General features: G+C 69.0%; 13 protein-coding genes. 7 read left to right on the top strand and 6 right to left on the bottom strand.

The genetic code is table 11. The features are described from left to right. Nucleotides 1-10: 10 nt before the first annotated feature. Entirely contained in the window at nt 11-1,501 is a 1,491-nt protein-coding gene (locus ACGFI7_RS23715; protein WP_393408067.1) for an alpha-N-arabinofuranosidase, read from the bottom strand. Between the two features lie 425 nt (nt 1,502-1,926). Here ACGFI7_RS23715 and ACGFI7_RS23710 point away from each other — a divergent pair, with 425 nt between their 5' ends. The 5 genes from ACGFI7_RS23710 (at nt 1,927) to ACGFI7_RS23690 (ending at nt 6,652) form a co-directional block, all read left to right on the top strand. Then, a complete protein-coding gene (locus tag ACGFI7_RS23710) occupies nt 1,927-3,141 on the top strand; it encodes an extracellular solute-binding protein (RefSeq protein WP_393408065.1) in 1,215 nt (404 codons plus the stop codon). Then, nucleotides 3,141-4,061 (top strand): carbohydrate ABC transporter permease, encoded by a 921-nt coding sequence (locus ACGFI7_RS23705; RefSeq protein WP_393408607.1) that lies wholly within the window; start codon nt 3,141-3,143, stop codon nt 4,059-4,061. The genes ACGFI7_RS23710 and ACGFI7_RS23705 overlap by 1 nt, the downstream gene beginning before the upstream one ends. Continuing rightward, nucleotides 4,058-4,891 (top strand): carbohydrate ABC transporter permease, encoded by an 834-nt coding sequence (locus ACGFI7_RS23700; RefSeq protein WP_393408062.1) that lies wholly within the window; start codon nt 4,058-4,060, stop codon nt 4,889-4,891. Before ACGFI7_RS23705 ends, ACGFI7_RS23700 begins: the two co-directional genes overlap by 4 nt. An 81-nt stretch (nt 4,892-4,972) precedes the next feature. Then, the gene (locus tag ACGFI7_RS23695) at nt 4,973-6,100 is read left to right on the top strand and encodes a monooxygenase (RefSeq protein ID WP_393408060.1); all 1,128 of its coding nucleotides are present in this window, start codon (nt 4,973-4,975) and stop codon (nt 6,098-6,100) included. Between the two features lie 105 nt (nt 6,101-6,205). Continuing rightward, nucleotides 6,206-6,652: an ATP-binding protein gene (locus tag ACGFI7_RS23690; protein ID WP_393408057.1), complete on the top strand. Its 447-nt coding sequence runs from the start codon at nt 6,206-6,208 to the stop codon at nt 6,650-6,652. Nucleotides 6,653-6,683: 31 nt separating this feature from the next. On the opposite strand, the gene ACGFI7_RS23685 is transcribed toward ACGFI7_RS23690, so the two are convergent. Together ACGFI7_RS23685 and ACGFI7_RS23680 are read right to left on the bottom strand one after the other, a co-directional pair. Continuing rightward, nucleotides 6,684-8,945, bottom strand: a complete 2,262-nt coding sequence (locus ACGFI7_RS23685) for a catalase (protein WP_393408055.1) — start codon at nt 8,943-8,945, stop codon at nt 6,684-6,686. A 221-nt stretch (nt 8,946-9,166) separates the two neighbouring features. After that, nucleotides 9,167-9,349, bottom strand: coding sequence for a hypothetical protein (locus ACGFI7_RS23680; RefSeq protein WP_393408053.1), 183 nt, complete (start codon nt 9,347-9,349; stop codon nt 9,167-9,169). A gap of 421 nt (nt 9,350-9,770) precedes the next feature. On the opposite strand from ACGFI7_RS23680, the gene ACGFI7_RS23675 reads away from it, so the two are divergent. After that, entirely contained in the window at nt 9,771-10,031 is a 261-nt protein-coding gene (locus tag ACGFI7_RS23675) for a hypothetical protein (RefSeq protein ID WP_393408050.1), read from the top strand. Nucleotides 10,032-10,089: 58 nt separating this feature from the next. Here ACGFI7_RS23675 and ACGFI7_RS23670 read toward each other — a convergent pair whose 3' ends face one another. Then, nucleotides 10,090-10,464, bottom strand: coding sequence for a hypothetical protein (locus ACGFI7_RS23670; RefSeq protein ID WP_393408047.1), 375 nt, complete (start codon nt 10,462-10,464; stop codon nt 10,090-10,092). A 391-nt stretch (nt 10,465-10,855) separates the two neighbouring features. On the opposite strand from ACGFI7_RS23670, the gene ACGFI7_RS23665 reads away from it, so the two are divergent. Further along, nucleotides 10,856-11,155: a hypothetical protein gene (locus ACGFI7_RS23665; RefSeq protein WP_393408044.1), complete on the top strand. Its 300-nt coding sequence runs from the start codon at nt 10,856-10,858 to the stop codon at nt 11,153-11,155. Between the two features lie 55 nt (nt 11,156-11,210). On the opposite strand, the gene ACGFI7_RS23660 is transcribed toward ACGFI7_RS23665, so the two are convergent. Next, nucleotides 11,211-11,816: a VOC family protein gene (locus ACGFI7_RS23660; RefSeq protein ID WP_393408041.1), complete on the bottom strand. Its 606-nt coding sequence runs from the start codon at nt 11,814-11,816 to the stop codon at nt 11,211-11,213. 36 nt (nt 11,817-11,852) lie between these two features. Next, nucleotides 11,853-12,986, bottom strand: coding sequence for a class I SAM-dependent methyltransferase (locus tag ACGFI7_RS23655; protein ID WP_393408038.1), 1,134 nt, complete (start codon nt 12,984-12,986; stop codon nt 11,853-11,855). Nucleotides 12,987-13,101: the final 115 nt, after the last annotated feature.

The raw sequence follows: 13,101 nt of genomic DNA, 5'->3' as shown, positions 1-13,101 counted from the left end.
GCCGCCGATGTCAGGAGAGGTGGATGACGTTCCAGCTCACCGGGGGGAGGAGGACGCGCATCGGGTCCTGTTCCACGTTCTCGTTGGCGCGGGGAGCCACCCGGTCCGGGTCGTCGGCGCTGTTGCGGGCGTAGACGTCCGGGTCGGTGAGGGTGGTGGCCGAGGTGATGCGCGCGCCGCCGAGCGCGCGGGCGTCGAGCTCCAGGGAGAGCGGCCCGTCCACGGACCGGTTGACGGCGAAGATCGTGACGCCCTGGTCGGAGTGGGTGGCGACCGCGTGCAGCAGCGGCTGCTCCCCGTACTCGGCGGTCTCGTACGAGGGTGAGACCGGCTCGACCCGCAGCACGTCGCCGGCGGCGTACCGGCTGGCCTGGGCGAACGGGTGGAAGGTGGTCTGCCGCCAGGCCCGCCCGCCCGGCTCGGTCATGATCGGCGCGATCACGTTGACGAGCTGGGCCAGGGAGGCGGCCGTCACCCGGTCGCTGTTGCGCAGCAGGGTGATGAGCAGCCCGCCGAAGGCCACCGCGTCCGCCAGGTGGTAGTGGTCCTCCAGCAGCGGCGGCGCGACCGGCCAGTCGCGCGGCGGCTCGGCCGCCTGGAAGCGCGACAGATACCAGACGTTCCACTCGTCGAAGGAGATGTCGATCCGCTTGCGCGACTTGAGCCTGGCCCCGACGTGGTCGGCGGTGGCGACGACCGAGCGGATGAAGTACTCCATGTCGGTCGAGCACGCCAGGAAGCTGCCGAGGTCGCCGTCCTTCTCCTCGTAGTAGGCGTGGCAGGAGACGAAGTCCACGACGTCGTACGTCTCCTCCAGGACGGTCGCCTCCCACGCGCCGAACGTGGGCATGGACGAGCCGGAGCTGCCGCACGCGACCAGCTCCAGGGCGGGGTCGACCATGCGCATGGCCCTGGCGGTCTCGGCGGCGAGCCGGCCGTACTCGCGGGCGGTCTTGTGCCCGGTCTGCCAGGGGCCGTCCATCTCGTTGCCGAGGCACCACATGCGGATGTCGTGCGGCTCCTTGGCCCCGTAGGCGGCGCGCAGGTCGGACAGCGCGGTGCCGGACGGGTGGTTGCAGTACTCCAGCAGGTCGACCGCCTCGGCGATGCCGCGGGTGCCGAGGTTGATCGCCATCATCGGCTCCACCCCGGCCTTGCGGCACCAGCGCACGAACTCGTCGACGCCGACCTCGTTCGTCTCGGTGCTGTGCCAGGCGAGGTCGAGCCGGCGCGGGCGGTTCTCCTTCGGGCCGATGCCGTCTTCCCAGCGGTAGCCGGAGACGAAGTTGCCGCCGGGGTAGCGGACGGTGCTGACGCCCAGCTCGCGGGTGAGGTCGAGGACGTCGCTGCGGAAGCCGTCGTCGTCGGCGCCCGGGTGGTCGGGCTCGTAGATGCCGGTGTAGACGCACCGGCCCAGGTGCTCGACGAAGGTGCCGAAGGTGCGGCGCCGCACCGGCGCCACCCGGAACGCGGGATCGATCGTGAGGCGGGCGTCGTGCACGGGGGGCTCCTTGCGGTTGTCGGCGCTCTTGAGATTGTTAGCGTTATCAAGCGCGAGGGTCAAGGGTGCGGGGCGCTTCGGATCACGGAAAGCAAGCGGTTGCAGGGGGACTCTTGACAGAGTGCTTGTTACCGCTAACACTCGGGTAACCCCGCCGAAACATGGGGCCTCGCGACCCGAACGGCCTGCGGCGTAGCCCGTCCGGCAGCTCTGCCGGACGGATATCCCAGCCTGTCTCCCTGCCCCTGAAACCGTCGATGTCAGCGAGAACATGGCCAAGCGATAGCTCGGTGAAGGAAGAGGCCACCGTGCAAGACCCCCCAGCGATCACCCGTCGGCACCTGCTCGGCGGAAGCCTTGCTCTCCTCGGCGCCGCCGCTTCGGGCTGCGCCCTCCCCGTGGGGCTCGGATCGTCCCAGACCCGCGTGAAGTACTGGCACTTCCTCGGCGCCAGCGACGGCATCATCATGAACCAGATGGTCGGCGCGTTCGCCAAGGACAACCCCGGCGTCTTCATCGAGGAGAACGTGCTCGCCTGGGGCGAGCCGTACTACACGAAGATCGCCATGGCGGGCGCCGGCGGCCGGTCGCCCGACGTCGCCACCTTCCACCTGGCCAGGCTCGCCGGCATCGGCGCGGGCGAGATCCTCGACCCGATCAACATGGACCTGCTCGCGGAGCACGGGCTCAAGCCCGCCGACTTCAGCCCGCCCATCTGGCAGCGCGCCCACTACCAGGGCACGCTCTACGCGGTGCCGTTCGACGCGCACCCGATGGTGCAGTACTACAACACCGACGTCTGCAAGCAGGCCGGCCTGCTCGGCGCCGACGGCAAACTGCAGCCCACCACCGGCCCCGACCAGCTCCTGGAGCAGCTCCGCAAGGCCAAGCAGGCGCTCGGCGGCAAGCCGCCGCTGGTCTTCGACGCGCTCGGCCTCGGCACCGTCGGCCCCTGGCGCGTGTGGTACTCGCTCTACCCCCAGAGCGGCGGCACCCTCCTGTCGGAGGACGGCAGCCAGGTCACCATCGACGACCAGAAGGCGCTGGAGGCGCTGCGGTTCATGCGCCGGCTCGGCGAGGAAGAGCTGTGCGACCCGACCACCGACTACGGCGCGTCGGTGGCCAAGTTCACCAACAGTGAGGCCGCGTTCCTGTGGAACGGCGACTGGGAGGTCACCGGACTGAAGGAGCGCAAGACGCCGTTCAGCATGACGCGCTTCCCCAGCGTCTTCGGCAACGGCGCGGCCCAGGCCGACTGCCACGTGTTCGTGCTGCCGCACCAGCGCGACCGGGACCCCGAGGTGGAACGGGCCACCTACCAGTTCATCGCCTACCTGGTGAAGAACAGCGCCGACTGGGCCGTCGCCGGGCACGTGCCCTCCTACCTGCCCGCGCTCCAGGAGCCCGACTACCTGGCGCTGCAGCCGCAGTCGGAGTACCGCTCCGTCATCACCGACGTCGCCCTCGACCCCCAGGTCTGGTACACCGGATCGGCCTCCCGGCTGTGGATCGACTTCGGCGGCGCGTTCTCCCCGGTCATCAGCGGTGAACGCACACCCGAAGAGGGGCTGGCCAACGCCAAGGCGGCGTTGAACCGGCTGATGTCCGCCCCGAACCCCTTCCCCGCCGAGGAGCGATGATGACGACCACCGTCGCCGCCCCCGCCGCCACCGCCCCCGCGGCCAAGGCCCAGGTCAAGCGGGGCTGGACGCAGCACGGGCTGTTGTTCGTGGTGCCCTTCCTGCTGGTCTACGTCGCCTTCCTCGTCTGGCCGACGCTGCTCGGCCTGCGGATGAGCTTCACCGACGTCAACATCGCCGGCAGCAACGACCGCTTCGTCGGCTTCTCGAACTACGCCGAGGCGTTCGGCGACCCGCGCATGTGGCGCTCGCTGTGGAACACGCTCGTCTTCACCGTGCTGAGCACGATCCCGCTGGTGCTCCTCGGCCTGGGCCTGGCGCTGCTGGTGCACCACCTGCGGTTCGTGCAGTGGCTGTGGCGGCTGTCGTTCTTCGGGCCGTTCCTGCTGCCCTCGGCCGTGGTGTCGATCCTGTGGCTGCAGATGATCTACCCGCCCGAGTACGGTCTGCTCAACGGCACGCTCGGCACCGACGTCCTGTGGCTCGGCGACCCCGGCACGGCCATGTGGTCGGTGGTGCTCACCACCGTCTGGTGGACGGTCGGCTTCAACTTCCTGCTCTATCTGGCCGCGCTCCAGTCGATCCCGCAGCACCTGTACGAGGCAGCCGCCATCGACGGGGCGTCCGCCTGGGACAAGCTCCGGTCGATCACGCTGCCCATGCTCAGCCGTACTACGGTGTTGATCATCGTGCTGCAGCTGCTCGCCTCGCTCAAGGTGTTCGACCAGATCTACCTGATGACCGGCGGCGGGCCCGAGGACGCCACCCGGCCGATCATCGAGTACGCCTACGACGTCGGCTTCACCGGCTACCGCATCGGCTACGCGTCTGCCGTCTCCTACATCCTGTTCGTCCTGATCGTCATCGTCTCCCTGGCGCAGCTCCGGCTGTTCCGCAAGCGCGCGGAGGTCTCGTCATGACCAAGCGGTTCAGCGTGAGCCAGCTCATCCTTCTGGTGGCGGCCCTGGTGCTGGCCGTCATCTGGATCGCGCCCATCGCCTGGGCGGTCGCCACCTCGCTCAAGCCCGAGGACGAGACCACCAAGCTGCCGCTGGAATGGGTGGGCAGCCGCGTCACCCTCGACGCCTACGAGCTGGTGCTGGGCACCGGCGGCATCATCAAGTGGGCCGTCAACTCCACCGTGACCGCGGTGATCGTCACCTTCCTGACCGTCCTGTTCTCGGCGATGGCGGCGTACGGGTTCGCGCGCACCCAGTTCAAGGGGCAGCGGGCGCTGCTGGCGCTGATCCTGGCCGGGATCATGGTGCCGCCGCAGGTGCTCATCGCGCCGCTGTTTGCCGAGATGGTGGCGCTCGGGCTGGTCGACACCTGGTGGGCGATCATCCTGCCGCAGGTCGCGGCGCCGCTGATCGTCTACATCCTGTACAAGTTCTTCCAGGACGTGCCGCCGGAGCTGGAGCAGGCCGCGTTCGTGGACGGGGCCGGGCGCTGGCGGGTGTTCTTCACGATCGTGCTGCCGCTCTCACGGCCGGTGCTGGCCGCGGTGGCGATCTTCACGTTCATCACCACGTGGAACAACTTCCTCTGGCCGTTCCTGGTGTCCACCGACCCGAACACCATGACGCTGCCCGTCGGCCTGGCCAACGTGGTGCAGGGCACGTTCGGCCTGCGGTACGCGCAGATCATGGCCTCGGTGGTGCTCGCCGGGCTGCCGCTGATGGTGGTGTTCGTGCTGTTCCAGCGGCAGATCGTGCGCGGCGTCGCGCACACCGGACTGGCCGGCCAATGATCGCCGGGTCATCCCTCAGGCGGAGCGGGATGGCACCGCAGAGGGATGACCCGCGCCGCGCGCCCGGCCAGGGTGGCACGCATGAAACGACTGATCCGTACGGCATCCGCTCTGGCCGCGACGGTATTACTGGCCGCGTGCGGTGCCACGGCCACCGGCCCGCCGCCGGGCGTGGGCCACTCCGGGCACGGCGCGCACACCCCCGAGGCGTCGCCGCTGCGTGACGGCGAGCGGTTCGTGACCCTCACCATGCCCGAGGCGTACAGCCCCGCGCCGCCGAACGGCGGCACCGACGACTACCGGTGCTTCCTCATCGACCCGGGGCTGGAGAAGCAGGTGTTCCTCACCGGCGCCCAGTTCCAGCCGCAGAACACCGACCTGGTGCACCACGCGATCTTCTACCGGGTCGGCCCCGAGCAGGTGGCCGAGGCCGAGCGGCTCGACGAGAGCGCGCCAGGCGAGGGATACACCTGCTTCGGCGACGGCGGGGTCGACGAGGCCTCGTGGGTGGCGCACTGGGCGCCCGGCACCGAAGAGGTGCTGCTCGACCCGTCGCACGGCTACGCGATGCCGCCGGGCAGCCGGCTCGTCATGCAGGTGCACTACAACACGCTCGACGTGGAGGGGAAGCCCGGCACCGACCGGTCCGGCATCCGGCTGCGGGTGACCGACCGGGAGCTCCAGCCGTTCGACACCGTGCTCTTCGCCGCCCCGATCGAGCTGCCCTGCACGCCTGAGGAGTCCGGGCCGCTCTGCGACCGCGCGGCCGCGGTCAAGGACCTCGGCCGCAGGTTCGGGGAGAGTTCACTCGGCCAGGTCGAGGCGCTGACACGGCAGTGCGGCCCGTCGAAGCCCGGCCCGACCCAGCACTGCGACCTGCCGGTCGAGTGGCCCGCCGAGATCCACGCCATGGCCGGTCACATGCACCTTCTCGGCCGCGCCATCAAGGTGGAGCTCAACCCCGGCACGCCCGAGGCCAGGACCCTGCTCGACGTGCCCGCCTACAACTTCGACGACCAGGCGTTGCAGCCGCTGCCCGAGCCCGTCGCGGTGGAGCGGGGCGACGTGGTCCGGGTCACCTGCACCCACGACGCCGGGCTGCGCGCCAAGGTCCCGCAGCTTCAGAAACTCGACCCGCGCTACGTCGTGTGGGGCGACGGCACCGCCGACGAGATGTGTCTCGGCATCGCGATCGCCTCGGCCACCTGACCCATGCGTGACGAAGGTGTCACGCCCAGGGGACATACCGGGATTCAACCTGGAGCGCTCCTGTCTTCGTACAGCCTGTAAAAGCGCCCTCGGGAAAGGCCCGTCATGAGCACGCTGCGACCAGCCCCGCACAGCCGCACGCAGTACGCATGGCCGCTGCCCGGAGACGCCCAGGCGGTCGGTCAGGCCCGCGCCGCCGCCCGGGAGGCGCTGGAGAAGCTGGGCGTGGACGCCGAGCTGGTCGACGACGCCGTGCTGATGATGAGCGAGATCGTCACCAACGCGCTGCTGTACGGGGATCCGCCGTACGAGATGTCGGTGAGCGCCGACCCGAGAGAGATCGTGTGCGTGGTGGTCGACAGCGGGCGCCCGCTGCCCGCGCCGCGGATGCCCGGCAGCGGCGACGAGCGCGGGCGCGGCCTGCACATCGTCGCCATCCTGTCGGACGGCTTCTACGGCTGCCACCCGCAGCGCTATCTCACCTGGCCCGACCGCCTCGGCAAGGCCACCTGGTTCGCCCTGCCCCGCACCCCGGGGCCGGAGGCGGCGTGACCGCTCCTCCGGCCGGGGCGGACCACGGGGGTCAGGCCAGGGACGCGGCGGCGGGGAAGCGGTCCCAGACGCGGTGCGCCGCCAGGAGCCGGAGCGTCTCCTCCAGGGCCGTCATGCCGTCCTCGGCGATGGCCAGGCCCGGGGCCTGCGGCGGGACGCCCGCCTGGGAGATGGCCTGCGCGGCCGTCCCCCAGCCGCCGATCGGCTTGGCGTGGCGGTAGGTCTCGTTGATCAGCAGCAGCACGCGGGGGTCGACCGGGGCGTCCGTGCCGCCGCCCGCCTTCGCGTCGCGGGCGCCGTACGCGTCGTTGCCGGGCGGCGGCGCGCTCGCCACCAGCAGCGCGTCGAACTCGACCGACCGGGCGGTGACGAACGTGCGCTGCACCGGCAGGGTCCCGCCGAGCATGCCGCCGGTCGGCGCGATGATCAGCGGCGTCATGCCGCCTTCGAGCACCGCCTGACGGATGGCCTCGACCTCCGCCACGTCGCCGTCGGCGGCGATGATGCCGACCAGCCGGCCGTCCGTCGGCCAGGTCTTCCCGATCATGGACAGCGCCGGGCTCGGCGTGGGCTCGGCCAGCGGCTCGGGCGCCTCCGGCACGGGCAGCCCCAGGCCCTCGGCGACCTTCTCGCACAGGACGGGGTCGATGTTGGCCAGCACCTTCAGGTAGCGCTCCTTGATGGCCTGCTCGTAGCACTTGCCCAGCTCGAAGGTGTAGGCCGCGATGATGTGCTCGCGCTCGACCGGCGACATGCTCAGCCAGAACAGCCGCGGCTGGCTGAAGTGGTCGGCGTACGAGGCCGGCGCCTCACGCACCTTGCGGCCTGACACCTCCACCGGCACCTCGACGAACGCCCCCTCGCCCGCCCCGGCCGTGAAGGGGCAGCCGCCGTCGAGCGAGTTCGGCCGGTACGGCGCGACGCCCCGGTGCACGGCCGTCTGGTGGAACCCGTCCCGCTGCATGTCGTTGACCGGCGCGTGGGTGCGGTTGATCGGGATCTGCGCGAAGTTCGGCCCGGCCAGCCGGGTGATCTGGGTGTCGAGGTACGAGAACAGCCGCCCGGCCAGCAGCGGGTCGTCGGTGACGTCGATGCCGGGCACCAGGTGACCGACGTGGAAGGCCACCTGCTCGGTCTCGGCGAAGAAGTTGGAGGTGTTGGCGTTGAGCGTGAGCAGGCCGATCGCCTGGACCGGGGCCAGCTCCTCGGGGACGATCTTCGTCGAGTCCAGCAGGTCGATGCCCTCGAACATCTGGTCCGGCGTGTCCGGGAAGACCTGGATGCCCAGCTCCCACTCGGGGAAGGCGCCCGCCTCGATGGCGTCGAAGAGGTCGCGCCGGTGGAAGTCCGGGTCCACGCCGTTGAGCAGCTGGGCCTCCTCCCAGACCAGGGAGTGCACGCCGAGCTTGGGCTTCCAGTGGAACTTGGCCAGCGTGGTCTCACCCTGCGCGTTCACCAGGCGGAAGGTGTGGACGCCGAAGCCCTCCATCATCCGGTAGGAACGCGGGATGCCGCGCCCGGACATGTTCCAGATCGTGTGGTGGGTCGCCTCGGTGTGCAGGCCGACGAAGTCCCAGAACGTGTCGTGCGCGGTCTGCGCCTGGGGGATCTCCCGGTCCGGGTGCCACTTGGCGGCGTGGATGACGTCGGGGAACTTGATCGCGTCCTGGATGAAGAACACCGGCATGTTGTTGCCGACCAGGTCGAACACGCCCTCGGAGGTGTAGAACTTGGTCGCGAAACCGCGTGTGTCGCGCACGGTGTCGGCCGAGCCGCGCGAGCCGATCACGGTGGAGAAGCGCACGAAGACCGGCGTCTGGGCGTCCTCGGCGAGGAAGGCGGCCCGGGTGACGTTCGCGGCGGTGCCGTAGGCGCGGAAGATGCCGTGGGCCCCGGCGCCGCGCGCGTGTACGACCCGCTCGGGGATGCGCTCGTGGTCGAAGTGCATGACCTTCTCGCGCAGGTGGTGGTCCTGCAGCAGGACGGGGCCGCGCGGGCCCGCCTTGAGCGAGTGGTCGGTGTCCCGCAGCCGCAGCCCCTGGGCGGTCGTCAGGTGCGCGCCGCCCTGCGCCATCTGCGCCTGCGGGGCGCCGGTGGGCTGCCCGGTGGGGGAGAAGGTGTCGGGCCCTTCCTGGTCGGGCTTGGGCGGGAGCGGCTCGCGCGGCTCGGTCGGCTCCTCCAGGGAAGGGGGCTCGCTGTTGGGTACGCCAGGGATCTCGCCCGGCTTCTCGTCGCCGGCCACCGCGTCGATGATCTTGTCCACGGTTGACTTGACGGGGTGGGACCGCTCCATGCTTTCTCCTTGGCGTGAGACTGCGTCGCTGGCTACGAGCGACGCAAATACCCACACCAAAAGCCGCCACACGGACTTTACGCCGCTGCCAGGGAAAGCGAGTGACCTGTTTGATCCGATCGCTCCAGGAGCGGCGCGTGAGGTGGAGTCCGGCGGACCGCAGGGTCCCCGCATGGGTGTGGAGGTACGGGGGTGATGCGGAGCCCTGCGGTTGGAGCGTTCTAAAGGCGCCTGTCGAGGACGTCGCCGAGCTTGAACGCGTCATCCTTCGCGCTCGGCAAGGTGTCGTCCACGATCACACGGACAGGCGACGGGTCCGCCGGCTTGTTGGTGGCACTCCCCGTGCCGTTGCACGCGGGACAGACCTGCGTCTCGCCCCCGGAAGAGCCCTGGGCTCCGGTCATCCAACCTCCTCCAGCCAGGATCTTTGACATGTCCGGCAGTAGGCCCCCGCCTACGAAGCGAGCCCTCCCCAGGCCCTGCACGCATGTGTCGTGCATTGCGGTGGTGCGTTCTCGCCCCCGCTCAGGCTGGCTGGAAGCCGTCAACGGTTGAGTGAATCTTACAGCAATAAGACGTACTTGGTAATGAAAGGATCACATGCGCGCTGGCAGATCTTACGGATCTTGTCTGCTTCAGCAGCGTAAACCACGACATATGCTGCGAAAAGTAGGTAATATGGAACTGATGTTGTCTGAATCGCGAAGGTGGCTCAGACGTTTGACGTGTGGATCCTGTGTGGATCGATAACATGCATCGTGGTGTAGTGGGTACATGACAGTGTGCAGTCAGCATTCTTTTCTCGACGGCTAGGAGGTACCGCGAGTGGCGCAGGATCGCGACCAGGGGCTCGCCGAGGCGAAACCCAAAGAGGCGAAGAAGGGTTTCGTGCGTCTGTCCATCAACCTGAGCACGGAGACGATGGACATCCTCAGGAGGCTGATCGAGATCAAGGGCCTGTCCATCACCGACGGCGTCAGACGTGCGATCAAGGTGTGGCAGTTCGTCGAGGAGCAGACCGAGAAGGGCAACGAGCTGGCGGTCATCGAGCCCAACGGGGACGTGCGGAAGGTGCTGGTGCTCTGACCCGTGGTGCGTCACTATCCTCCACGGCCATGGAGGATAGTGAGCGGTTCGCCCCGGGCTACTCCCGGCTCTGCGTGCCGAAGTAGTAGCCCACGATGAGCGAGACGATGGGTGCTATCAGGTCTCTCGCTCTGTTGATCTCCTCGATCGTGTTCGCCGGCGTCGGCAGGAACGCCGCCGCGACGGGCCCCGCGATCAGGGAGAGCGTGAAGAGAACCAGGAGAATGTTCATGATCCATCTCCGGTTCCGGATCGCGCTCTTCTCGCGCATGTCGACGCGCAGTGCTTCTTTGCCCTCCTCGCTCGGCAGGGTCGGGTCGTCGATCACCTCCGCCGGCTCGAAAGCCAGGCCTGAGTGGTCGGCCGTCCCGTTGCCGTGAGCGCGAGGGAGGACGCCTCCGTTCTCGCCCTTTACATCAAGTGTCTCGGACACTTCGCCTCCCGCTGGTCCCCTCGGCGGACCCCGTTGTCCGCCTTGCCCCCGGCCGCCACCTTGGGCCTCTGTCACGGCCTTGTGACGAATCTACCCGCTGTTTACGTATCCAATCAACATAGGATACGCACCAGATGGTGAAGCAAGGAGGCCCAGTTGTGGTCCAGGGCCTTGCAATCCCGGGCTACGGGCTCATAATGGGGCGAGGATGGGGATCCAAAGGGGATCCGAGGTGGTCTCGGTCCGGTCGGACTACACCTCCGAGGCTGAGCCACCTCATGAGAAGGGGGAGAGAAAGGGCATGAACATTCGTTCTAGCTGGGCGCGAGAGTCGAGAGGGGTTCGGTTACTCCAACCCCCTTCGTCGTACCTGTACAGGAGCGACCCTCGCGTGCCCATCGTCGAGGAGGAAGGCAGTATGTCTGATCCGTTGGGCACCGATCTCCGGGACAAGGGCGCCGGCCGCAACGCCTGTCCCCCGCCTCCATCATTCGTCCGCCTCACGGTGAACGTCGAGGCAGAAACCATGCGCACGCTGCAGTGGCTCGCGGAAGCCAACCGACTGTCCCTGACCGACGGAATCGGTCGCGCTGTGACATTGTGGGAATTCTTGACCGAGCGGGTCGCCCGGGGAGACAGGATCGCCCTCATCAACCCCGGTGGAACGATGCAGACCCTCGATATGAGATAGCGCGCCGCCGGCGTCGGACCAGTGGGCTTACTGCTCCCACGCCGGCGCGTTCGTGTCAGCGCTCCAGGGTGATGCCCTCGCGCCGGAGGTCCTCGATGACGCCGTCGACGAGCCGGGTGCTGACCGTGTGGGACAGCCGGCCGGTGTCGCGGAGCTCGCGGACGGCCGGGACCGGGTCGGGGTCGGCGAAGAGCCGCTCGTCGGCGTGGTCCACCGGCCTGCCGGTCGCGTCCAGCGTCCACCAGGACGCTTCCAGGGCGATGCCGTTGGGGTCGCTGAAGTAGATGGAACGCAGGAAGCCGTGGTCGATGACGTCGGTGACCTCGCAGCCGTGCTCCTTGAGCCGGTCGCGCATCCGTACCAGCGCGTCCTCGTCAGGCAGGTGCAGCGAGAGGTGGTCGAACTGGGCGGCCTTGGCGTACGGGACTCCGGCCGGCTTGGCGAAGCTGTCGAGCTCCTGGTCGGTGTACTCGAAGAAGGCGATGGTGCTGCCGGTGCCGACCTCGAAGAAGTAGTGCCTGAACGCGGGCACGGCCAGGGTGGCGACCAGCCGGGCGTCCAGGACGCCGTGCCAGAACCTGACGGTGGCGTCCATGTCGGCGGTGATGAGGGCGAGGTGGTGGACGCCCCGCCAGTGCACCGTTTCTGGGGTTGCAGACATGCGCCAACCGTACGCCTTTCAACTACCCATAGGTACTCACGTCCCGGTGAGGTCCAGCGGGCTGGAGTCCGCGGCGAGCTCGGCGGCGGGTTCCGCGCGCAGGCGGCGGACCTCGCGCGGGCCTGACCAGCGGGTGATGGCCTCCTCGTCGGCGAAGGCCATCGCGCGCAGCATGTTGCCGCCGTCCGTGGCCTCGACCGTGCGCCGCAGCCGCTCCCGCAGCGGCTGCGGCAGGTTGGTCGTGCCGGCCTCGATCGTGTCGCCGTAGAAGGGGGCGAACCCGACACCGGCGAACCCGGTACGGCGCAGCAGCACCGGCATCGTGTCGGCCGAGTAGAACATCAGGTGGTTCTTGGTGAACCCGCTCCACGCCGACCCGTACGCCTTGAGCAGCAACGAGTTGGCGTTGACCGTGAGGATCATCAGCACCCCGCCCGGGGCGAGCAGCTGACGGAACCGGCGGAAGTCGTCCAGCGGCCTGGGCAGGTGCGCCAGCACCGACCAGAGCGTGATCACGTCGAAGCCGCCCGCGGCGATCTCCGGGACGTCCTCCGGCGCGCCCAGATACGCCCGTCCCCGGGTCAGCCGCTCGTTGGCCTGCGCGACCGAGTCGGGCGACAGGTCCACGCCGACCGCGTCGAAGCCGCGCTGCTCGGCCAGCTCCAGGAACAACCCCGCGCCGCAGCCGAAGTCGAGCAGCCGCCGCCCGGTCCCGTCGTCGAAGACGGGGGAGAACGCGTCCATCGTCAGCCGGTACCGCCGCTGCCGGTTGGCCGCGTACTTGCCGGTCAGGAACTTGCTGTAGCCCTTGGCGTACAGGTCGCCGAGCCGCTCGGGGCGGATGTTCGGGTTGCGGTAGAGGAAGCCGCAGGAGGGGCAGCGCACCACGCGGTAACTCCACTTGGCGCCCTCGCCCGTCGGCTCGAACAGCGGCTGCGAACGCGCCTCGCCGCAGAGCGTGCAGTCGATGAACTCCTCGATCTCGCCCAGCGGCAGATCGGCCCGGTAGTCCTCGGGCTCCACGATCGGCGACCGTCGCAGCAGCCTGCGCCACTGCGCCTCGCGGACCAGCCGTTCGCCGGGGCGGACGTAGACCCGCTGCCCCCAGGGCACCTTGTCATAGCGTGAGCCGTAGACGAGCTTCCCGAGGAGCCGTCGAGCAGAGACCATTGCACACCCCTAACGCAGCTGATTGCGCGGGTATTGCCGTGTCAGTTGCTGACTATTCCATCCAAACGGTCTGGAGACCATCCCCCATCGGCCAAGGCCACCGAAGAGCCCAAAA

It is taken from the genome of Nonomuraea sp. NPDC048826 (assembly GCF_043198225.1).
Classification (GTDB): Bacteria; Actinomycetota; Actinomycetes; order Streptosporangiales; family Streptosporangiaceae; genus Nonomuraea.
This window is presented reverse-complemented; position numbering and strand designations above follow the sequence as displayed.

Bases quoted from the DNA above. Each gene is read 5' to 3' on its own strand.
- ACGFI7_RS23705 (WP_393408607.1), top strand. From the start codon at position 3,141: ATGACGACCACCGTCGCCGCCCCCGCCGCCACCGCCCCCGCGGCCAAG.
- ACGFI7_RS23700 (WP_393408062.1), top strand. From the start codon at position 4,058: ATGACCAAGCGGTTCAGCGTGAGCCAGCTCATCCTTCTGGTGGCGGCC.
- ACGFI7_RS23695 (WP_393408060.1), top strand. From the start codon at position 4,973: ATGAAACGACTGATCCGTACGGCATCCGCTCTGGCCGCGACGGTATTA.
- ACGFI7_RS23690 (WP_393408057.1), top strand. From the start codon at position 6,206: ATGAGCACGCTGCGACCAGCCCCGCACAGCCGCACGCAGTACGCATGG.
- ACGFI7_RS23685 (WP_393408055.1), bottom strand. From the start codon at position 8,945: ATGGAGCGGTCCCACCCCGTCAAGTCAACCGTGGACAAGATCATCGAC.
- ACGFI7_RS23680 (WP_393408053.1), bottom strand. From the start codon at position 9,349: ATGACCGGAGCCCAGGGCTCTTCCGGGGGCGAGACGCAGGTCTGTCCC.
- ACGFI7_RS23660 (WP_393408041.1), bottom strand. From the start codon at position 11,816: ATGTCTGCAACCCCAGAAACGGTGCACTGGCGGGGCGTCCACCACCTC.
- ACGFI7_RS23655 (WP_393408038.1), bottom strand. From the start codon at position 12,986: ATGGTCTCTGCTCGACGGCTCCTCGGGAAGCTCGTCTACGGCTCACGC.